The sequence below is a fragment of the Parabacteroides sp. APC149_11_2_Y6 genome (assembly GCF_054506995.1).
This window is the reverse complement of record NZ_CP173709.1, coordinates 3,081,642-3,101,829: the sequence shown is the minus strand read 5'-3', so window position 1 is coordinate 3,101,829 and position 20,188 is coordinate 3,081,642. Positions and strand designations below refer to the sequence as shown.

Genomic DNA, 20,188 nt, shown 5'->3' with positions numbered 1-20,188 from the left:
TCGCGCAAAATTAATCATTTCCTTCTTTTTTACTATTTTTGCCCTCTATTAATCAGATAGAGAATAGCTATATGAAACAGGTGTTTTTACTGGCAATGATTTTTACATTATTATTGCCGGGAGGGAATATTTATTCCAAGAACAAGAGTGCCAGGGAGAAAAATACCCTGCGTATCATGAGTTACAATATTCGTAATGGTAGGGGAATGGATGATCTGTCTGATTTTGAACGGACAGCGGATGCGATTAATAAAGCTTGTCCGGATGTGGTTGCCTTGCAGGAAATAGACAGTGTGACGGGACGCAGCGGTGGAATCGATGTTTTGCGTGAACTGGCCGAACGTACCCTGATGCATCGGGTTTATGCTCCGGCAATCCATTATGATGGCGGGAAGTATGGCATCGGCATGCTGAGCAAAGAAAAACCGGTAAATTTTCATACTGTTGCTTTGCCCGGCAGGGAGGAAGCCCGCACTTTACTGATTGTGGAATTTGAAAAGTATATCTATTGTTGTACCCATTTGTCGCTGACGGAAGAAGACCGTATGTTGTCTCTTCCCATCCTTTTCAAAGAGGCCGCAGCAGCGAATAAGCCGTTGTTTATAGCAGGAGATATGAATGCACATCCGGATTCGGAGTTTATTCGTGCTTTGCAGGATAAGTTTATAATTCTGACAGATACCAAACAGTTTACTTTTCCGGCAGATAAACCGAATGAAACGATCGATTATATAGCAGCTTATGCAAAAGACTCTACAGCCTTTACGCGTATCTCTTCCAAAGTACTGGACGAACCGGCTGCTTCAGACCATCGTCCGATAGTAACCGATATTATTTTCAAGCAGCCTGCTTCTAAAATATTCCATACAGAGCCTTATTTGCAAAATCCGGTAGGAAATGGAATTACAGTTATGTGGCAAACTACCGTACCGGCCTATAGTTGGGTGGAATACGGAACAGATAAAGAACATCTGACAAAAGCCCGGACGCTGGTAAACGGACAGGCTATTTGTAATAATCTGCAGCATAAAGTCCGCATAGAGAACCTGGAACCGGGTAAAACCTATTATTACCGTGTCTGCTCCGAAGAAATTATGCTTTATCAGGCTTATAAGAAAATATTTGGTGAAACGGCAGTTTCCGAATTTCATACATTCACACTTCCCGACGCTTCAGATACGGATTTTACAGCGATCATTTTTAATGATTTACACAAGCATTCCGAAACTTTACGGGCACTATATAAGCAAGTAAAAGATTTGAAATATGACTTTGTCGTTTTTAATGGCGATTGTATCGACGACCCGGCAGACCACGAACAGGCAACCCGTTTCCTCAGTGAATTGAATGAAACAGTGGATGCGGCGGATGTCCCGGTATTTTATTTGCGTGGAAACCATGAAATCCGCAATGCTTATTCTATCGGGCTGCGTGATTTATTTGATTATGTGGGAGGTAAGACCTATGGAGCATTTAATTGGGGAGATACCCGTATTGTCATGTTGGATTGCGGAGAGGACAAACCGGATAGCCATTGGGTATATTATGGTTTGAATGATTTTACTGATTTACGTCAGGCGCAAGTAGGTTTCCTGAAGGAAGAATTGGCTTCCAAAGCATTTAAGAAAGCGAATAAACGTGTTTTGATTCATCATGTACCGGTTTATGGAAATACGGATGAATATAATCCTTGCCTGGATTTATGGGGTGGCTTGTTATCAAAGGCCCCGTTCAATGTGTGTCTGAGCGCTCATACTCACAGTTATGCCTATTTACCGAAAGGTTCGGCAGGAAATAATTATCCGGTAATAGTCGGAGGTGGATACCGTATGGATGGCGCAACAGTAATGGTATTACAGAAAAAGGGCAAGGAATTGAAATTGCGTGTGCTCAATACAAAAGGCGAAACAGTGCAGGAACTGAATTTATAATTTTGAATAATAAACAAAAACGGCAATATCTTAAATTGATAAACAAATAATAGAAAACAGGTATGATACAAGGTTCAGAAGAAGAAAACGTAGCAGAAGTGTCAATAAAAACAGATTTGATTTATGGAATAGACGACCGTCCTCCATTCAAAGACGCTTTGTTTGCGGCTTTACAACATCTTCTGGCTATTTTTGTGGCAATCATCACGCCGCCTCTGATTATAGCCGGTGCGCTGAAACTGGATTTGGAAACAACCGGCTTTCTTGTATCGATGGCACTTTTTGTTTCCGGTGTTTCTACATTTATCCAATGTAGAAGTGTTGGACCGATAGGAGCTAAATTACTTTGTATACAGGGAACCAGTTTTTCTTTTATCGGCCCCATTATTGCAATCGGACAAATCGGAGGATTGCCTTTGATATTCGGGGCATGTATTACGGCTGCTCCGGTAGAGATGATAATTAGCCGTACTTTTAAATACTTGCGTTCCGTTATCACACCTCTGGTTTCCGGTATAGTGGTATTGCTCATCGGATTGAGCCTGATAAAAGTAGGGGTCGTATCCTGTGGCGGTGGTTATGGGGCGATGGACAAAGGTTCTTTTGGCAGTTTCGAAAATTTGAGTGTGGCTGGTGCCGTACTTTTAAGCGTACTGTTTTTTAACCGTTGTAAGAATAAATATTTGCGAATGAGCTCTATTGTTCTCGGGCTTTGTATCGGATATATTCTTGCCTATAGCTTAGGAATGGTCGATATGTCGGCTGCATCTTCCCAGAGTTTGATGGGTTTCAATATCCCGGTACCGTTCAAATATGGTTTCGACTGGAATATATCTTCTTTTATTGCTGTGGGATTGGTCTATCTGATTACAGCTATTGAAGCAACAGGAGATGTAACTGCGAATTCGATGATTTCAGGTAAGTCGATAGAAGGAAACAGTTATCTGAAGCGCGTATCGGGAGGGGTGTTGGCTGACGGTACGAATTCGATGATTGCCGGTATATTCAATTCTTTCCCGAATTCTATCTTCGCACAAAATAACGGGATAATCCAATTGACCGGAGTGGCAAGCCGGTATGTGGGCTACTATATAGCGGGTATGCTGGTTTTATTGGGGTTGTTTCCTATTGTAGGGGTTGTATTTTCCCTGATGCCGGACCCGGTATTGGGTGGGGCTACATTGCTGATGTTTGGAACAGTGGCTGCGGCAGGTATTCGTATTATCGCTTCACAGCATATCAATCGTAAAGCGACTCTGGTGTTGGCAGCAAGCCTTTCTTTGGGACTTGGCGTAGAGTTGATGCCGGATATACTGAACGCGGCACCGGATGCTGTCAAAGGTATTTTTTCTTCGGGCATAACAACCGGCGGACTGGTTGCGATTCTTTCTAATTTATTAATACACGTCAAAGAAGACATAACAGAATAAATCATATGGAATTACTAAAACAGCGTATTTTACAGGACGGCAAATGCTATCCGGGTGGTATCTTGAAAGTGGACAGCTTTATCAATCACCAAATGGACCCGATGCTATTATATAAGGTTGCGGAAGAATTTATCTACCGGTTCAGGGACGCAAATATCAATAAGATTGTGACTATCGAGGCAAGTGGGATTGCTCCTGCTATTATGGTTGGATATATTATGCATCTGCCGGTTGTTTTTATCAAAAAGAAGCAACCGAAGACCATGGAAAATATGCTGTCTACCGTAGTTCACTCTTTTACTAAGGACCGTGACTATACGGTTTGTATCAGCAATAATTTCCTTACTCCGGACGACCGTATCCTTTTTATCGATGATTTCCTTGCTTTTGGAAATGCCGCAATGGGAGTACTCGACTTGGTAAAGCAAGCTGGAGCTACGCTGGAAGGTATGGGATTTATCATTGAAAAAGCTTTCCAGAACGGACGTACGCTTTTAAATGAAGCAAATGCACGTGTGGAAAGCCTGGCTATTATCGACAGCCTTGATAATTGTACGATACAGATACGCTGATTAAAGCCTTGCCTAAGAAGGGATAGTATAACGTATACAAGCCGTATTTTTCATAATCGGCAATTTTAAAATATTCTCGGGAAGCCTATTTTCCAGACGGGTGATAATAGCACGGTTAAAACCTCCGTGGCCGATTGCCAGGATATGCTTTCCGGGAAATTCTTTTTTCAGGAAGTCAATAAAAGCTCCGGCTCTTTTATATTGTGCTTCAGTGCTTTCTACACTTTCGGGTAAACTGTTGAAATCCAGTTCATGGGCTATTTTACCCGTATAGATACCCCAATCCATTTCACGAAGCAGGGGAGTGGCTATCGGCTCTATTCCTTTCCGTCGTGCTATGGCCATAGCTGTATCATAACTTCTAGCCAGATCACTGCAAACAATTATATCTATCGGTTCGTTTTCTAACAGATCAGCCAATTGTCCGGCTTGCTTTTTTCCTGTTTCGGACAGGTGACCGGGCATTTGTCCCTGTAAGATGTGCTGCCTGTTTTCCTCTGTTTCTCCGTGGCGGCTTAATATAAGTTCAATCTGTTGCATACGATTTATTTATGAGACAAATGTAAGCAAAAAATGAATACCGGAGGTTGCTGGTAATAATCGGTTAAAATCTGTTTGCACCAGCATATTATAAGATTTTTTAGCATTGGGTTCTATTTGAAAAAGTTAATTTTGAACGAGTTAAATCTAATACATTGTGATATGACGACACGACGTGGTTTTTTTAGAAAATCTGCTGCAATAGCTACGGCAGGTTTGGTGATGCCTTCCTTATTAAGCGAAAGTAAAATGTATGCTCAGGTACTTGGAGCTAACGACCGGCTGAGAGTAGGATTGATAGGTTGCCGGAATATGGGGTGGGCGAATCTCTCCGATTTTTTAATTCATAAAGATGTGGATTGTGTGGCTTTATGCGATATAGATAAAAATATATTGGAGAATAAAGCCGGAGAAGTTGCCAAGCTCCGTGGTAATAAGCCGGAATTATTTGGTGATTACAGGAAAATGTTGGATATGAAAGACCTCGATGCTGTGATAATCGGAACGCCCGACCATTGGCATTGCCTGCAACTGGTAGATGCTTGTGCTGCCGGAAAAGATGTTTATGTGGAGAAGCCATTGGCAAATTCGATTGCAGAGTGTGACGCAATGGTTGCCGCCGCTAAAAAATACAATAAAGTGATTCAGGTAGGACAACAGCAACGCAGTGGAAACCATTGGCACGAAATGAAACAATATATAGATACGGGCAAGCTGGGCAAGATTTCAAGGGTGGAAGTCTGGGCTAATTTTAATTACGGTGCGCTTTCTCTGCCGGTACCGGATAGTCCTGTTCCGGCAGGAGTCGATTTTGATATGTGGCTGGGACCGGCTCCGAAGCGTTCTTTTAATGAGGCCCGTTTTCATGGCTCCTGGCGTATGTTCTGGGATTATGGAGGAGGCTTGTTGACAGATTGGGGTGTTCATCTGCTGGATATGGCTTTGTGGGGTATGAATGTAAAGGGGATGCCTAAACGTATTTTGGGTTCCGGTGGTAAGTGGGCTTTTCCGAAAAACAGTCCCGAAACATTCGATACCTTAACGGTTGTTTACGAGTTTGATGATTTTATTATCCAATGGTCGAACATAGCCGGTACGGAAACGGGGCCTTACGGTCGTAATTATGGATTGGCATTCAAAGGAACGAATGGCACGCTGGTAGCCAATCGTGAAAGCTGGGAGGTGATACCCGAGAAAGACAGGGCTGAGGCTGTGGCCTCTTTACCTGATTACCGTGACCACAAAGACCATGTAACCAACTTTATCAATTGTGTGAAGTCGCGGAATTTCGATACGGCATGTACGATTGATAATGGTAGTCTGTGTGCCAAGTATGCCCATTTGGGAAATATCTCTGCACGGGTAAAGGATGTCCTTACTTATGATGACATAAATAAATCATTCAATAATAAAGAAGCGAACAAGCTGATTAAACCGAGTTATCGAACTCCCTGGAAATTCCCGAAATAGTGAATTTGAAATCTATAGTTTCTTAGGCGCAGCCCTTCTTCATCCACCTGCGCAATTCTTTTTTACTACCCGGAACATAGTCTTTACTATGTTCCGGGTAGTAAAAAAGAATTGCGCAGATAGTATTTGCAATCTGCACGGGTAGTTATTACTATATCTCTTATGTTTCTTTGGGCAAGATATATTTTAAAATAAGACAGTGCCATAATAGGGAAAGGCTACACTTGTTCGTGTGGAGAACGGTATGGATGCAGGGAGGATTTAGCTTAAAAAAGAAAAGCCTTCAGGTAAACTGAAGGCTTAATCTTAAATTTGTTGCGGAGGCAAGACTCGAACTTACGACCTTTGGGTTATGAGCCCAACGAGCTACCACTGCTCCACTCCGCGATGTATTCAATTGTTTCCCAATTGCGAGTGCAAAAGTATGGAGAATAATTGAATAATCCAAATAATTCAAGGAATAACTTGAATATAATTAGAGTGGCTTGAGTGGAGTTGTTGATAATCAGTTCTTTGTTTTTATAACTCGTCTATGTCTATTTGATCATTCTCGTATAATCTGAGTTGATTTTTTAGCAGGTCGATTTCTTTCTGCATGGACTTGATACGTTCCAATAGATGGTGTATGGCATCGATACCTTCTACATTGATGGATAAATCATAATACAGGCGCGTGTATCTTTCCACGTCGTACAGTTGGGATACAGGAAGATAGCTTTCACCTTCTATGATGTCAATTTTTATCAGTCCTCCTTTTTCCAATGTATAAAGGAATGATGGCTCGATATGGCATATCCGGCAGTATTCACTGACTATAATTAAATCTGTTTGCATAACATCCTGTTTTTTTAATTAAGACTCTGTATTTCGCGGAACAATTCCTTCTGTTTTTCCGTTAGGTTGACCGGTATCTCAATCGAGTAGGTGACGATTAAATCGCCGAAAGTTCCTTCCTTTTTATAAACGGGGAAACCTTTACCTTTCAGCCGGATTTTGCTTCCGTTTTGGGTTCCCGGTTTTACATTGAGTTTTACCTTGCCGTCCATTGTTTCTATGATTTGCTCTCCGCCAAGTATGGCAGTATAAAGGTTTAAGGGAACGGTGACATACAAATCATCACCAGCCCGTTTAAAGCGGCTGTCTTCCGGAATATTGAAAGTGATGTATAAATCGCCGGCAGGTCCCCCGTTGACGCCGGGGCCGCCTTGTCCTTTCAGTTTGATAGTTTGCCCGTCTGCTATACCGGCAGGAATAGTGATACGCAGGTTTTTCCCGTTTACGGTAATGATTTGTTTGTGGGTTTTTGCCGCATCGGTCAAGGATACCTGCAATTCTGTCGTGTAATCTTGTCCGCGGAAGCTATAACTGCCTCTGCTGCCCTGGCTGCTTCTTGCGCTGCCTCCGAACATTTGTTCGAAGAAGTCGGAGAATTCGCTGCCGTCTCCGGATGAACTCCAGAAAGTACCGCCGCCTTGGTTGTTCTGATATTGCCGGTGTTGTTGTTGGGCTTCAAATTCATCGGCATGTTTCCAGTGTTCACCATATTGGTCATACTTCTTTCGTTTGTCCGGGTCGCTCAACACTTCGTTTGCTTCATTTATTTCCTGAAATTTGTGATGGGCTTCCGGGTCATTGGGATTCAAGTCCGGATGGTATTTGCGTGCCAGCTTTTTATAAGCCTTTTTGACCTCTTCCTGAGAGGCGCTTTTATCCAATCCGAGAATTTTGTAATAATCTATGTAAGCCATATTAACTATGTTATTAAGTCTACTATCCGTTGATTCTTATACGTATATGTAATAACAACAAATATGCCGGGCTTGTTTGTTCATTGTTTAATTATAGCTAAACAATGTTTAGTATAAATCTATGAGGGAACGGGTATTGATAAATACTATCGAAGTGTTGAGATGCCAGAAGTAAAAGAGGATTTGAGGGGATAAAAAGAAAAAGGCTGTTCAATTTTGAACAACCTTTTTGTAGTTGCGGAGGCAAGACTCGAACTTACGACCTTTGGGTTATGAGCCCAACGAGCTACCACTGCTCCACTCCGCGATGTATTTCAATCGTTATCCGATTGCGTGTGCAAAGGTACAACTATTACCTTACGAAACAAATTTATTGCAAGTTTTTTTTAATATACTTGGTAAATACAATCTTTTTTAGGTACTTTGCGCACAGTTTTAATCAAAATGTGCAATACAATGCCGGTGGTAGTTTCAAAAACACGTGAGATGTTGATTGATGTGGCTAGACAATTGTTTGCCCGCATGGGGGTGGATAATACAACAATGAATGATATTGCACAGGCATCTAAAAAGGGGAGGCGTACATTATATACGTATTTCAAAAGCAAGAATGAGATTTATCTTGCTGTTGTGGAATCCGAACTGGATAAGTTATATAAAATGCTGCAAGATGTGGCATCAAAGGATTTGCCAGCAGACGAAAAATTAATCTTATTTATTTACGCGCGATTGGATGCAATTAAGGCTCTGGTATTTCGCAACGGAACTTTACGTGCGAATTTTTTCCGCGACATATGGAGAGTGGAGAAGGTTCGTAAAAACTTTGACATCCGGGAAACGGAATTGTTGAAAGGTATTTTGGAGGCCGGTGTGAGAGAAGGTGTTTTTGCCATGCCCGATGCGGATATTACTGCAGTAGTGCTTCATCATGCTCTTAAAGGGCTGGAAGTGCCTTATATCCGGGGGATAATGGGTGATAATATCAGCCAGCGGATAAAGAGAAGAGAAAATGTAATGAATTTGATATTCAACGGTATAAAGATAAAGTAAAACCAAGGATGTTTATTAATGCAACAGGGTTTTATGTTCCCGAAGAGCGGGTGCATAACCAACACTTTTTGGAATTGAACGGATTGACAAGCGAGTGGATAGAACAACGTACCGGGATTCGTACACGGTCGAAGGCAAAACCGGAAGAATCAGTAACAACGATGAGTTTGGATGCCGTTCGTAATGCCCTTCCTAAATTGCCTTACGATATTACAGAAGTCGATTTGATTATTTCTGCATCTTATTCGCCGTTCGATACGGTAGCTACGGCGGCTCATGTGGCCCAGCATGAGTTCAATATCACGAATGCGAAGGCTCTTTACCTTTCTTCCGCCTGTTCTTCTTTCCTGAATGCTCTGGAGGTCGTGGAAGGTTATTTTGCTATGGGAAAGGCTTCAAAGGCATTGATTCTTTCTGCGGATAAGAATTCAGCTTATTATAACGAAACGGATCCTAAAGCAGGTCACTTGTGGGGAGATGCGGCAGCAGCATTTTTTATTTCCAAAGAACGCGTGACTGAAAACGACAAGGAAGTTCTGGAAATCTTTACACAAGGACTTGGTCATTTGGGCAAAGGACCAGAGGCTGTACAGCTTCGTCCCCGTGATGGAGGTATTATGATGCCGGAAGGACGCGATGTCTTTATTCAGGCTTGTACCTATATGCCTAAAAATGTGGTTTATTTATTGGAGAAAAATAAGTATACACTGGATGACCTGACCTATTTTATCGGCCATCAGGCTAATATGCGTATTATGTCCAATATCGCGAAACAGTTAAATTTGCCGGATGAGAAGTTTCTTCATAATATTGAAGAATTAGGAAATACCGGATCTGTTAGTTCTGCTTTAGTATATGCTCAAAACGATCATATGTTTAAAAAAGGCAATCTGGTTGCTATTACCGTGTTCGGTGGTGGTTACTCAGCCGGAGCCTGTTTGATTAAATGTTGAAATAAATAAAGATTTATCATGAAATTATTGGAAGGTAAAGTTGCCATTGTAACCGGTGCTGCTCGTGGTATTGGTAAGGCTATCGCATTAAAGTTTGCGGCTGAAGGTGCAAATATTGCATTTACAGATCTGGTTATCGACGAAAATGGTTTGGCTACCCAGAAAGAAATTGAAGCTTTAGGGGTTAAAGCTAAAGGATATGCTTCTAATGCAGCAAATTTCGAAGAAACACATACTGTTGTTGCTGAAATCGTAAAAGATTTCGGTCGTGTAGATATTCTGGTAAACAATGCCGGTATCACAAAAGACGGTTTAATGATGCGTATGAGCGAAGGTCAGTGGGATGCTGTTCTTACTGTCAATCTGAAATCTGCATTCAATTTCATCCATGCTTGTACACCTGTAATGATGAAACAACGTTCAGGTAGTATTATCAATATGTCGTCTGTGGTAGGTGTACACGGTAATGCAGGACAGAGCAACTATTCTGCATCCAAAGCAGGTATGATTGGTTTGGCTAAGTCTGTAGCTCAGGAATTGGGTTCGCGTGGTATTCGTGCAAATGCGATTGCTCCGGGATTTATTCTTACTGAAATGACTGCCGTTCTGCCGGAAGATGTAAAAGCTGAGTGGGCTAAGAAAATACCTTTGCGTCGTGGAGGTACTCCTGAAGATGTGGCTAATATTGCAACATTCCTGGCTTCCGATATGTCTGCGTATGTATCCGGTCAGGTGATTCAGGTTGACGGTGGTATGAATATGTAATTTTAATATATGGAAGTTATCTACGAAGACAATCATATCATAGCGGTTAATAAAACCAACAGCGAGATTGTACAAGGAGATAAAACCGGTGATACTCCTCTTTCGGACATGCTTAAAGCATGGCTGAAAGAGAAGTATTCAAAACCCGGCAATGTATTTGTCGGTGTTGCGCACCGTTTGGATCGCCCGGTAAGCGGTGTTGTGGTATTTGCTAAAACCAGCAAGGCACTTGCCCGTCTGAATGATATGTTTCGTTTGGGCGAAGTAAAGAAAACTTATTGGGCGATAGTTAAAAATAATCCTCCCGCCCCGGAAGGAGAGTTGGTTAATTGGCTTGTTCGCAATGAAAAACAAAACAAGAGTTATGCATATGATGCGGAATGCCCCAACTCAAAAAAAGCAATTCTTCATTATAAGGTAATAGGCCGTTCGGACCGTTATTATTTATTGGAAATAGATTTGAAAACAGGCAGGCATCATCAAATACGTTGTCAGCTTGCTAAAATGGGATGTCCTATTAAAGGTGATTTAAAATATGGCTTCGACCGTTCCAATAAAGACGGGGGAATAAGCCTGCATGCCCATAGTGCGGCATTCATTCATCCGGTTTCTAAAAATCCGGTGGAAATTATTGCTTCTGTTCCGGACGACACACTTTGGAAATCATTAACCGCCTCCCTTTGATAATTCAGATGATCGGATATGTACTTTTCTTGAAAAAGAAAAAGGAAGTATTTAAATAATCTTGTACCTTTGTGGCCTAATTCAAATTTAAAAAACACTATAACAATGGGTGGTTTTTTCGGAACTATTTCTAAGTCAGCTTGTGCAACTGATCTTTTTTACGGCACAGACTACAATTCTCATCTTGGAACCCGCAGAGGCGGTATGGCAACTCTGCACGAAGGCATCTTCAACCGTTCAATCCATAATCTTGAAAATTCTTATTTCCGTACCCGCTTTGAAAGCGAACTGGATAAGTTTAAAGGTAGTTCAGGTATAGGTATTATTAGCGATACCGATCCGCAACCGATTTTTATTAATTCCCATTTGGGCAAATATGCATTGGTTTCCGTTGCCAAAGTGAACAATCTGAAAGAGTTGGAAAAAGAATTGCTTGATAGCGGTTGCCATTTTTCAGAACTTAGTTCAGGACAAATAAACCAGACAGAATTGATAGCGCTCCTTATCTCTCAGAAAAATACTTTTGTAGAAGGAATCGAGCATGTGTATGAAAAGATTAAAGGTTCCTGCTCCATGCTGTTGCTTACTGAAAACGGTATTATTGCAGCCCGTGATAAGTATGGTCGTACTCCGGTATTGATCGGAAAGAAGGAGGGAGCTTATGCTGCATCCAGCGAACCAAGCAGTTTCCCGAATTTAGGTTTTGAACTGGAATACAACGTTGGGCCAGGGGAGATAGTGCTGCTTGAAGCCGAAAAAATGACACAACTCCGCAAGCCCAATAAGAAAATGCAGATTTGTTCTTTCCTTTGGGTATATTACGGTTATCCGGTATCAGAGTATGAAGGGGTAAATGTGGATGCAGCCCGTTATGCCAGTGGTATGGCTATGGCAAAGAAAGATAAGGTGGAAGCTGACTATGTGTCAGGTATACCTGATTCCGGTATTGGTATGGCTTTGGGATATGCTGAGGGCAAAGGGATTCCTTACCGTCGTGCTATCGTGAAATATACACCGACATGGCCACGTAGTTTTACTCCATCCAACCAGGCTGTCCGTGATTTGGTTGCCAAAATGAAACTGATTCCGAACCGTACCCTTTTACGTAATAAACGGGTTATTTTCTGTGATGATTCGATTGTACGTGGAACCCAGCTTCGTGATAATGTAAATATTCTTTACGGTTACGGAGCGAAGGAAGTCCACATGCGTATCGGATGTCCTCCAATTTTATTTTCATGCCCGTTCTTAGGCTTTTCAGCTTCTAAATCAGACTTGGAACTGATTGCACGTCGTGTGGTAAAAGAATTGGAAGGTGATGACTCCAAAGACTTGGATAAATATGCGGAAACAAATTCCGAGCAATATAAGGAATTAGTGGAGCATATTCGTAAGAAACTGAATATTACGACATTGAGATTTAATACAGTGGAAGATTTAATTGAATCTATCGGTCTTCCGAAAGAATGTGTTTGCACACATTGCTATAACGGTTCAGGGTGTTTTTAAAAAATAATGTTATCTTTATGGCTTGTAATAAAAGATAAACGCTTATGACTGTAATAGATAGGTTTTTGAAGTATGTAACGTTCGAAACTCAATCGAGCGAGACTACAGGTATAACCCCCAGCACTCCGGGGCAGCGTGTTTTTGCTGAAGCTTTGGTAAAAGAACTGGAAGAAATCGGTCTGGAAGATATCACTCTCGATAACAATAGTTATCTGATGGCTACATTGCCTGCCAATACTCAAAAGCAGGTTCCGGTAATCGGTTTTATTGCCCACTTGGATACAAGCCCGGATATGTCCGGAAAGGATGTGAAGCCGCGTATTGTTAGTTATAAGGGGGGGGATATCGTATTATCAGCTGAAGAGAAAATAGTTCTTTCTCCGCTAATGTTCCCTGAACTGAACGATTATAAGGAGCAAGATATTATTGTTACGGACGGACGTACCTTACTGGGTGCTGACGACAAAGCCGGTGTAGCCGCTATCATTGCTGCAATGAAATATCTGAAGGACCATCCGGAAATAGAACATGGGAAAATCCGTATAGGTTTTACTCCTGACGAGGAGATTGGTGCGGGTGCAGACCATTTTGATGTGGAAAAATTCGGTTGTGAATTTGCCTACACTATTGACGGTGGGCAGATAGGTGAACTCGAATTTGAAAACTTCAATGCTGCCGGAGCCAAAATCTTATTTAAGGGATTGAATGTACATCCGGGTTATGCTAAGAATAAAATGCAGAATGCTTCATTGCTGGCTGTGGAATTTGCTTCCTGGTTGCCGGTGGCACAACGGCCGGAGCACACAGCCGGATATGAAGGTTTCTTCCATCTGACAAATATGAGTGGAACAGTAGAGGAAGCCTCCCTGTCATATATCGTCCGCGACCATGAACGTTCTTTGTTTGAGGAGAAAAAGGAATTACTCCGTTCTTTTGTAAAACGGATGAATGAGATGCATCCGGGCAGTACCACTCTGGAAATCCGCGATCAGTATTATAATATGCGTGAGATCGTAGAACCTAAAAAATATATTGTGGATCTGGCTTTTGATGCAATGAAAGCCGTAGGTGTTACTCCTTTGGTGAAACCGATACGTGGTGGAACAGATGGTGCACGCTTGTCGTTCATGGGACTTCCTTGTCCGAATATTTTTGCAGGAGGTTTGAATTTTCATGGACGGTATGAATTTCTCCCGGTCCGTTCGCTGGAAAAAAGTATGGAAACAATTATAAAAATAACAGAGCTGCTGGCTCATAAATCTTAAATAATAAATAACATGAAAACAACTCCGTTTACCGATGTGCACATTGCACTGGGTGCTAAGATGCATGAATTTGCCGGTTATAATATGCCTATAGAGTATACCGGTATTATAGATGAACACATGACAGTAGTGAATGGTGTCGGTGTATTTGATGTGTCCCACATGGGTGAATTTTGGGTAAAAGGTCCGAATGCACTGGCTTTTATCCAGAGCGTTACTTCAAACGATGCTTCAACATTAGCAATAGGTAAGGCTCAATATACCTGTTTCCCGAATGAAAAAGGCGGGATTGTAGACGACTTATTGGTTTATCATTATGAACCGGAAAAATATTTGCTGGTTGTAAATGCCGGAAATATTGCTAAAGACTGGGAATGGTGCGTAAGCCATAACACTGTAGGGGCAGAATTGGAAAATTCATCCGACCGTACGGCTCAGCTTGCAATCCAGGGACCGAAAGCAACAGAAGTATTGCAGCGCCTTACTCCGGTTGATTTATCTTCTATACCTTATTATTCATTTGTAACAGGCGAATTTGCCGGTTGTAAGAATGTAATTATATCCAATACTGGTTATACAGGTGCCGGTGGTTTTGAATTATATTTCTATCTGGATGATGCTATGACAATCTGGAATGCAATTTTCGAAGCAGGTAAACCGGAAGGCATCAAACCGATCGGTTTAGGAGCACGCGACACTTTGCGCCTGGAAATGGGATTCTGCTTGTATGGTAACGATTTGGATGATACGACTTCTCCTATCGAAGCCGGATTAGGTTGGATTACTAAATTTGCCGAAGGTAAAAACTTTACAAACCGTGCAGAATTGGAACGCCAGAAAAAAGAAGGCGTTACACGTAAATTATGTGCATTCGAGTTGGTAGAAAAAGGTATCCCCCGTCATGGTTATGAAATTGTGGATGCAGAAGGCAACCAGATTGGTGTTGTTACATCCGGAACTATGTCTCCTGTTTTGAAAAAAGGCATCGGTATGGGGTATGTAAAACCTGAATTAGCAAAAGCCGGCACGGAAATATTTATCAAAGTGCGTAATAAAAACCTGAAAGCTCAGGTTGTAAAAGCTCCGTTCCGTAAATAAAATTTATATTTAAATATGGAAAGGGCTTCAGTCGGATAGAATCTGGTTGAAGCCCTTTTTTATGACTTGTATTATTATGAAGCAGATTAGAATAAACGAATCATCATCCTTTTACATGGAGTTCAAAAATTTATATCAAAATAGTTTTCCTATTTTTGAGCAAAGAACGGATGAACATCAGCTAAAAGCCTTTTCTTTTCAGAATTATCATTTGGATGTTTATGTGGAAGAGGAAACCTTTATCGGATTTATTGCGTATTGGGAGTTTGATGAATATTTGTACATAGAGCATTTTGCCATAGCTCCGGAGTTGAGGGGTAAAGGGTATGGTGGAACTATCTTGAATCTCCTGAAGGCAAGTACGGAAAAACGGCTTTTGTTGGAAATAGACCCTGTTACAGATGCTGTTTCGGCTAACCGTCTGCATTTCTATGAACAGAATGGCTTTTATTCCAATCCCTATGAGCATATTCATCCTCCTTACCGGGATAATTATCAGGGACACAGCTTGGTGGTTTTGACAACTAAAGGACAGATAACCAGCGAAACATATGAGCGTTTTGCCAAAGATTTACGGGATATTGTTATGGGTTAATAGCCAAAGCCGGTAAATACACCTGATTTTGAGTTATTATATGCCTGAAACTACAAGATGTTTTGTAAGTTTGTAGCATAAAAACAAGTGGTATGTTGTTGAGGTTTTTGAAGAACTGGACATTGCCGGTTGCTATGCTGGCAGGTGCATTAGGATATTTTATTTTTGCCAACTTCACATTTTTGGAGCCGACAAAACCATTTATGAAGACGCTGGCCGCGTATCTTACTCCTTTCCTGATATTCGCACAGTTATTACTTACTTTTTGTAAAGTAGAGCCTCATGATTTGATGCCGCGCGAATGGCATGGCTGGCTACTGCTGTTCCAGCTCTTTGCTTCGTCCGTATTGGCTTCCGTCCTGATATTTTTTCAAATGGGAGCTGCTTACCGGGAAGTTTTTGAAGGGGCTATGGTTTGCCTGATTTGTCCTACAGCTACTGCTGCGGCTGTTATTACCGGTAAATTGGGGGGAAGTGCCTCCAGCTTGACCTCCTATACTTTGCTTTCGAATATTTTGGCAGCAATAGCTGTACCCTTAATTTTTCCATTAGTGGAGCCGCATGCCGATATAACATTTGTTACTGCTTTCTTGAAAATCCTCGGAAAAGTATTCCCTTTATTGCTTTTCCCTTTCATTTTGGCTTGCATTTTACGCCAGTATTTTCCCCGGATACATCGCTTTTTATTGGGATTCCCTGACCTCGCCTTTTATTTATGGGGTGTTGCTTTGGCTATTGTAATGGCGCAGACCGTAAAATCATTGATGACCAGCGATGCATCGATTGGCGTAGAGGTATCGCTTGCCTTGGCTGGTTTTATAACTTGTGTCATCCAGTTTTATCTGGGTAAACGTATTGGCGGTAAATATTATGACCGTATCAGTGCCGGTCAGGCATTAGGGCAGAAAAACACCGTACTCGCCATCTGGATGGCATATACTTATCTGGATCCGCTTTCTTCTGTTGCTCCCGGGTCATACGTCCTGTGGCAAAATCTTTTTAATAGCTGGCAGCTGTGGAAAAAAAGAAAACAGCAGCCTGATTAAACCATCTTCTTCTATCTCAGTCTATTTTTTATAGAATATCTCCGATTTTCTTACGAGGATTTGTATGTCTGCCATATCGCTGATATATCCTTTGTAAAAATGTCAGTCGGGTAGATATTGAGTCTCTTAGGGTATCGGAACTTTCTGCCGTTCTTGCTGTTATATAAATGACTGTGTGACCTTTTGGCAGCGTCAGGATTGTTAAAAAGGTACTTTGTAATACACAGTACTGTTAAGCGCCGTTAAGCCTTGATTTAAGGCAGTTAAAAGAGATAAAAAAATACCTCAAAAGAGAATAATCGCACGTTTTTTGAACTTTCTTTGTTGAAAGAAAAATGTTAAATTTAAATGTTTGATTAAATAAAACGAGTATGAAGAAAATGTGGAAAAATGTACTTGGAATAGTCCTCGTAGCTGCTATCAGTTCTGGAGCGGCAATTGGAACAAGTGCTTATCTGTTCAATAAAAATCAGCCGGTCTCTGTTGCTGCCGGTACAGGTAATGTGTTTAACCAACCGCTTCGTTATACTGGAATGAATGCCGTGGCTGCTGAGAATACAGATTTCACGACCGCAGCAGAGAGTACAGTACATGGAGTAGTTCACATCAAAGCTACGACTAACGCTAAACAATATGCAGATAATGGCGGCAACAATGGCGGAGGTAGGCAATATGTGGATCCGTTCGAATACTTCTTCGGATTCGGTGGTCGTGGAGGAGGAGGTTTCCAGCGTCCTCAACCCCAACCTCGTGTTGGTGCAGGTTCTGGCGTTATCATCTCGACCGATGGGTTTATCATTACAAATAACCATGTGATTGACGGAGCCGATGAACTGGAAGTAACATTGAACGATAACCGTAAATTTGCCGCTAAATTAATCGGAACGGACCCGGCAACGGATATCGCCCTGATTAAGATCGATGCAAAAGACCTGCCTACAATTCCGTTTGGCGATTCGGAAAAACTGAAAGTAGGCGAGTGGGTATTGGCTGTTGGTAATCCGTTCAACCTGACATCGACCGTAACTGCCGGTATAGTAAGTGCAAAAGGTCGTGGCATATCTATGGGTTCCGACAGAAGTAAAATCGAATCCTTTATCCAGACAGATGCAGCGGTAAACCCGGGCAATAGTGGTGGTGCATTGGTCAATACAAAAGGTGAACTGGTAGGTATCAATACGGCTATCTACTCTGAAACAGGAAACTTTGCCGGATATTCATTTGCCGTACCTATCAGTATTGCCGGAAAAGTGGCAAGCGACTTGAAACAGTACGGAACCGTACAGCGTGCTATGTTAGGCGTTCAGATTATGTCTGTAGCCGATATTGCCGACCAACTTGCCTATCCGAATTTGTCAAGTGCATTGAAGGATGAGTTGACAGCATTGAAATCTAAGATTAAAGTATCCGAAGGTGCTTGTGTAGCGGATTTTGCAGACCGTAGTACAGCAAAAGAAGCCGGTCTTGAAAAAGGTGACGTGATTACGGCGGTAAACGGTGTGAAAGTCAGAACTGCCAACGCATTGCAGGAACAGATCAATAAATATCGTCCTGGCGACAAGGTGGAAGTAACCGTCAACCGTAATGGTAGCGATAAGAAATTTACAGTAGAATTGCGCAATGCACAAGGTAATACTTCCGTTGTAAAAGGAAGTTCCGCTGATAGCGCTGATGTACTCGGTGCTGCATTTAAAGCTCTTTCTGCACAACAAAAACGTGACTTAGGTGTTAGTTATGGTATAGAGGTAACCGGATTACTGAAAGGTAAGCTGAGAGATGCAGGAATCCAGAAAGGATTTATCATCATGATAGCTAATGATCAGAAGATTTCCACCCCTGAACAACTGGAAAAACTGGTTGAGAAAATATTAAAGGGAGGCTCTGAAGATCAATACCTGGTAGTAAAAGGATTTTACCCGAACGGGCGAACAAAAGTATACGCAATAGACCTGGCTGAATAATAAATAAAGTTATATTTGCCAGATTAGGCAGGAAGATTGTTAAAGGTTTATAATTGGTCGGGTGTAGGGTGCACTCGGCCAATTTGAGCTATAAAAAAATGTTATCTTTGCACCCTATATTTTTTTCGATATAAAATTATTGGATGAGACAGTTAAAGATCACAAAGTCCATTACCAATCGCGAAAGCGCTTCACTTGATAAATATCTTCAGGAAATTGGTCGTGAAGACCTTATCACAGTTGAAGAAGAAGTAGAATTGGCACAGGCTATCAAAAGAGGCGACCGGAGAGCATTGGAGAAATTAACCAGAGCCAATCTGCGTTTCGTTGTATCTGTGGCTAAGCAATATCAGAACCAGGGATTAAGTTTGCCGGACCTTATTAACGAAGGCAACCTGGGATTGATTAAAGCAGCCGAGAAATTCGATGAAACCAGAGGATTTAAGTTTATTTCTTATGCAGTATGGTGGATTCGCCAATCCATTTTGCAGGCTTTGGCAGAGCAGTCCAGAATTGTCCGTCTTCCGTTGAACCAGGTAGGTTCGCTGAATAAAATCAGTAAAGCCTTTTCCAAATTCGAACAGGAAAACGAACGTAGGCCTTCTCCCGAAGAACTTGCAGATGAACTGGATATTCCGGTAGATAAGATTTCGGATACGCTGAAAGTATCGGGAAGACATATCTCTGTGGATGCCCCGTTTGTGGAAGGTGAAGACAACAGCCTTTTGGATGTGCTTGTTAACGATGATGCTCCTATTGCAGACCGGTCGTTAATGAACGAGTCATTGGCTAAAGAAATTGATCGAGCACTTGCTACATTGACCGAAAGAGAATGTGAGATTATCAAAATGTTTTTCGGTATAGGCTGTCAGGAAATGACATTGGAAGAGATTGGCGACAAATTTGGCCTCACAAGAGAGCGTGTCCGCCAGATCAAGGAAAAAGCAATCAGAAGATTAAGACAAGGAACGCGTAGCAAGCTCCTCAAATCGTATTTAGGTTAGTCTCAGAAGTGTTTAAGCTGAGGTTGAAACTCCATATCCCGAAGGAATATGGAGTTTTTTTATGCCTTTCTTTAAACCTTTTCTTCCCGATATTGTCTATTATAATGAAGCGCTTCATAAATAGAAATGTTGAACAATTATATTTTATGTATTAGTTTTATGAAGAAGGTAATAGGATTGTTTTTGGTTATTTTGATTAGTACGGTTTCTGTGTTTGCACAGAAAGACCAACGTGGTAAAAGGGGAGGAGATCCCACACAGCGTTGCGAGAAAATGATAACAGAGTTGAAGCTTGATGAGAAACAAGCTGCTGAATTCCGTAAAATAAATACAGAATTCAGAGAAAAGATGATGAAGGAGCGTAAAGCCGTAGAAGCTGACCGTCAGAAAATGCGTGAGCAAATGAAAACCCTTCGCAATGACCGGGACGAACAATTGAAGAAGATACTAACGGACGAACAGTACAAACAGTATCAGGAAAAACAAAATGTTCCTCAAAAGCGTAAAGGGCACAAACGTAGCAATTAAGCTATAGCCTACGATTTTGTGTAAATAAAGAATAGCAGG

The 20,188-nt window shown here is 41.6% G+C and carries 19 protein-coding genes and 2 tRNA genes; 16 read left to right on the top strand and 5 right to left on the bottom strand.

Annotation, left to right across the window (positions count from 1 at the left end):
• Positions 1-71: 71 nt before the first annotated feature.
• From ACGE0T_RS12880 to xpt, 3 genes are all read left to right on the top strand, one after another.
• On the top strand, positions 72-1,931 hold the full coding sequence (locus tag ACGE0T_RS12880) for an endonuclease/exonuclease/phosphatase family protein (RefSeq protein WP_459187034.1): 1,860 nt from the start codon (positions 72-74) through the stop codon (positions 1,929-1,931).
• A 104-nt stretch (positions 1,932-2,035) separates the two neighbouring features.
• Complete coding sequence (locus ACGE0T_RS12875) at positions 2,036-3,361, top strand: nucleobase:cation symporter-2 family protein (protein ID WP_459190466.1); 1,326 nt, start codon at positions 2,036-2,038, stop codon at positions 3,359-3,361.
• 5 nt (positions 3,362-3,366) lie between these two features.
• Positions 3,367-3,933, top strand: coding sequence for a xanthine phosphoribosyltransferase (gene xpt / locus ACGE0T_RS12870; RefSeq protein WP_459187033.1), 567 nt, complete (start codon positions 3,367-3,369; stop codon positions 3,931-3,933).
• Positions 3,934-3,945: 12 nt separating this feature from the next.
• Here xpt and ACGE0T_RS12865 read toward each other — a convergent pair whose 3' ends face one another.
• Positions 3,946-4,473, bottom strand: coding sequence for a histidine phosphatase family protein (locus tag ACGE0T_RS12865; RefSeq protein ID WP_459187032.1), 528 nt, complete (start codon positions 4,471-4,473; stop codon positions 3,946-3,948).
• A gap of 162 nt (positions 4,474-4,635) precedes the next feature.
• Here ACGE0T_RS12865 and ACGE0T_RS12860 point away from each other — a divergent pair, with 162 nt between their 5' ends.
• Positions 4,636-5,943 (top strand): Gfo/Idh/MocA family protein, encoded by a 1,308-nt coding sequence (locus ACGE0T_RS12860; protein ID WP_459187031.1) that lies wholly within the window; start codon positions 4,636-4,638, stop codon positions 5,941-5,943.
• 315 nt (positions 5,944-6,258) lie between these two features.
• On the opposite strand, the gene ACGE0T_RS12855 is transcribed toward ACGE0T_RS12860, so the two are convergent.
• From ACGE0T_RS12855 to ACGE0T_RS12840, 4 genes are all read right to left on the bottom strand, one after another.
• A tRNA-Met gene (locus ACGE0T_RS12855) sits at positions 6,259-6,330 on the bottom strand.
• Positions 6,331-6,462: 132 nt separating this feature from the next.
• The gene (locus ACGE0T_RS12850; protein ID WP_459187030.1) at positions 6,463-6,777 is read right to left on the bottom strand and encodes a chaperone modulator CbpM; all 315 of its coding nucleotides are present in this window, start codon (positions 6,775-6,777) and stop codon (positions 6,463-6,465) included.
• A 14-nt stretch (positions 6,778-6,791) separates the two neighbouring features.
• Positions 6,792-7,691: a DnaJ C-terminal domain-containing protein gene (locus tag ACGE0T_RS12845; RefSeq protein WP_459187029.1), complete on the bottom strand. Its 900-nt coding sequence runs from the start codon at positions 7,689-7,691 to the stop codon at positions 6,792-6,794.
• A gap of 235 nt (positions 7,692-7,926) precedes the next feature.
• A tRNA-Met gene (locus tag ACGE0T_RS12840) sits at positions 7,927-7,998 on the bottom strand.
• 149 nt (positions 7,999-8,147) lie between these two features.
• Here ACGE0T_RS12840 and ACGE0T_RS12835 point away from each other — a divergent pair.
• The 12 genes from ACGE0T_RS12835 (at position 8,148) to ACGE0T_RS12780 (ending at position 20,149) form a co-directional block, all read left to right on the top strand.
• Positions 8,148-8,741, top strand: coding sequence for a TetR/AcrR family transcriptional regulator (locus ACGE0T_RS12835; protein ID WP_459190465.1), 594 nt, complete (start codon positions 8,148-8,150; stop codon positions 8,739-8,741).
• A gap of 8 nt (positions 8,742-8,749) precedes the next feature.
• On the top strand, positions 8,750-9,694 hold the full coding sequence (locus ACGE0T_RS12830; RefSeq protein WP_459187028.1) for a 3-oxoacyl-ACP synthase III family protein: 945 nt from the start codon (positions 8,750-8,752) through the stop codon (positions 9,692-9,694).
• An 18-nt stretch (positions 9,695-9,712) separates the two neighbouring features.
• The gene (fabG, locus tag ACGE0T_RS12825; protein ID WP_459187027.1) at positions 9,713-10,459 is read left to right on the top strand and encodes a 3-oxoacyl-[acyl-carrier-protein] reductase; all 747 of its coding nucleotides are present in this window, start codon (positions 9,713-9,715) and stop codon (positions 10,457-10,459) included.
• Positions 10,460-10,468: 9 nt separating this feature from the next.
• Entirely contained in the window at positions 10,469-11,143 is a 675-nt protein-coding gene (locus ACGE0T_RS12820; protein WP_459187026.1) for an RluA family pseudouridine synthase, read from the top strand.
• Between the two features lie 105 nt (positions 11,144-11,248).
• Entirely contained in the window at positions 11,249-12,652 is a 1,404-nt protein-coding gene (locus ACGE0T_RS12815; protein ID WP_459187025.1) for an amidophosphoribosyltransferase, read from the top strand.
• Positions 12,653-12,696: 44 nt separating this feature from the next.
• A complete protein-coding gene (gene pepT / locus ACGE0T_RS12810) occupies positions 12,697-13,917 on the top strand; it encodes a peptidase T (protein ID WP_459187024.1) in 1,221 nt (406 codons plus the stop codon).
• Between the two features lie 12 nt (positions 13,918-13,929).
• Positions 13,930-15,015, top strand: a complete 1,086-nt coding sequence (gene gcvT, locus ACGE0T_RS12805; protein ID WP_459187023.1) for a glycine cleavage system aminomethyltransferase GcvT — start codon at positions 13,930-13,932, stop codon at positions 15,013-15,015.
• A 76-nt stretch (positions 15,016-15,091) separates the two neighbouring features.
• Positions 15,092-15,610 (top strand): GNAT family N-acetyltransferase, encoded by a 519-nt coding sequence (locus tag ACGE0T_RS12800; protein WP_459187022.1) that lies wholly within the window; start codon positions 15,092-15,094, stop codon positions 15,608-15,610.
• A gap of 95 nt (positions 15,611-15,705) precedes the next feature.
• Entirely contained in the window at positions 15,706-16,656 is a 951-nt protein-coding gene (locus ACGE0T_RS12795) for a transporter (RefSeq protein ID WP_459190464.1), read from the top strand.
• 371 nt (positions 16,657-17,027) lie between these two features.
• On the top strand, positions 17,028-18,617 hold the full coding sequence (locus ACGE0T_RS12790) for a trypsin-like peptidase domain-containing protein (RefSeq protein WP_459187021.1): 1,590 nt from the start codon (positions 17,028-17,030) through the stop codon (positions 18,615-18,617).
• Between the two features lie 143 nt (positions 18,618-18,760).
• The gene (locus tag ACGE0T_RS12785) at positions 18,761-19,621 is read left to right on the top strand and encodes a sigma-70 family RNA polymerase sigma factor (protein WP_005641668.1); all 861 of its coding nucleotides are present in this window, start codon (positions 18,761-18,763) and stop codon (positions 19,619-19,621) included.
• 159 nt (positions 19,622-19,780) lie between these two features.
• Positions 19,781-20,149 carry a hypothetical protein gene (locus ACGE0T_RS12780; protein WP_459187020.1) on the top strand — a complete coding sequence of 123 codons (369 nt, stop codon included), beginning with the start codon at positions 19,781-19,783 and terminating at the stop codon, positions 20,147-20,149.
• Positions 20,150-20,188: the final 39 nt, after the last annotated feature.

Excerpts from the sequence above, each read along its gene's own strand:
- pepT (WP_459187024.1), top strand. The coding sequence starts at position 12,697 with ATGACTGTAATAGATAGGTTTTTGAAGTATGTAACGTTCGAAACTCAA.
- ACGE0T_RS12780 (WP_459187020.1), top strand. The coding sequence starts at position 19,781 with ATGAAGAAGGTAATAGGATTGTTTTTGGTTATTTTGATTAGTACGGTT.
- fabG (WP_459187027.1), top strand. The coding sequence starts at position 9,713 with ATGAAATTATTGGAAGGTAAAGTTGCCATTGTAACCGGTGCTGCTCGT.
- ACGE0T_RS12850 (WP_459187030.1), bottom strand. The coding sequence starts at position 6,777 with ATGCAAACAGATTTAATTATAGTCAGTGAATACTGCCGGATATGCCAT.
- gcvT (WP_459187023.1), top strand. The coding sequence starts at position 13,930 with ATGAAAACAACTCCGTTTACCGATGTGCACATTGCACTGGGTGCTAAG.
- ACGE0T_RS12790 (WP_459187021.1), top strand. The coding sequence starts at position 17,028 with ATGAAGAAAATGTGGAAAAATGTACTTGGAATAGTCCTCGTAGCTGCT.
- ACGE0T_RS12820 (WP_459187026.1), top strand. The coding sequence starts at position 10,469 with ATGGAAGTTATCTACGAAGACAATCATATCATAGCGGTTAATAAAACC.
- xpt (WP_459187033.1), top strand. The coding sequence starts at position 3,367 with ATGGAATTACTAAAACAGCGTATTTTACAGGACGGCAAATGCTATCCG.
- ACGE0T_RS12830 (WP_459187028.1), top strand. The coding sequence starts at position 8,750 with ATGTTTATTAATGCAACAGGGTTTTATGTTCCCGAAGAGCGGGTGCAT.
- ACGE0T_RS12880 (WP_459187034.1), top strand. The coding sequence starts at position 72 with ATGAAACAGGTGTTTTTACTGGCAATGATTTTTACATTATTATTGCCG.
- ACGE0T_RS12865 (WP_459187032.1), bottom strand. The coding sequence starts at position 4,473 with ATGCAACAGATTGAACTTATATTAAGCCGCCACGGAGAAACAGAGGAA.
- ACGE0T_RS12860 (WP_459187031.1), top strand. The coding sequence starts at position 4,636 with ATGACGACACGACGTGGTTTTTTTAGAAAATCTGCTGCAATAGCTACG.
- ACGE0T_RS12800 (WP_459187022.1), top strand. The coding sequence starts at position 15,092 with ATGAAGCAGATTAGAATAAACGAATCATCATCCTTTTACATGGAGTTC.
- ACGE0T_RS12785 (WP_005641668.1), top strand. The coding sequence starts at position 18,761 with ATGAGACAGTTAAAGATCACAAAGTCCATTACCAATCGCGAAAGCGCT.
- ACGE0T_RS12815 (WP_459187025.1), top strand. The coding sequence starts at position 11,249 with ATGGGTGGTTTTTTCGGAACTATTTCTAAGTCAGCTTGTGCAACTGAT.
- ACGE0T_RS12845 (WP_459187029.1), bottom strand. The coding sequence starts at position 7,691 with ATGGCTTACATAGATTATTACAAAATTCTCGGATTGGATAAAAGCGCC.
- ACGE0T_RS12835 (WP_459190465.1), top strand. The coding sequence starts at position 8,148 with ATGCCGGTGGTAGTTTCAAAAACACGTGAGATGTTGATTGATGTGGCT.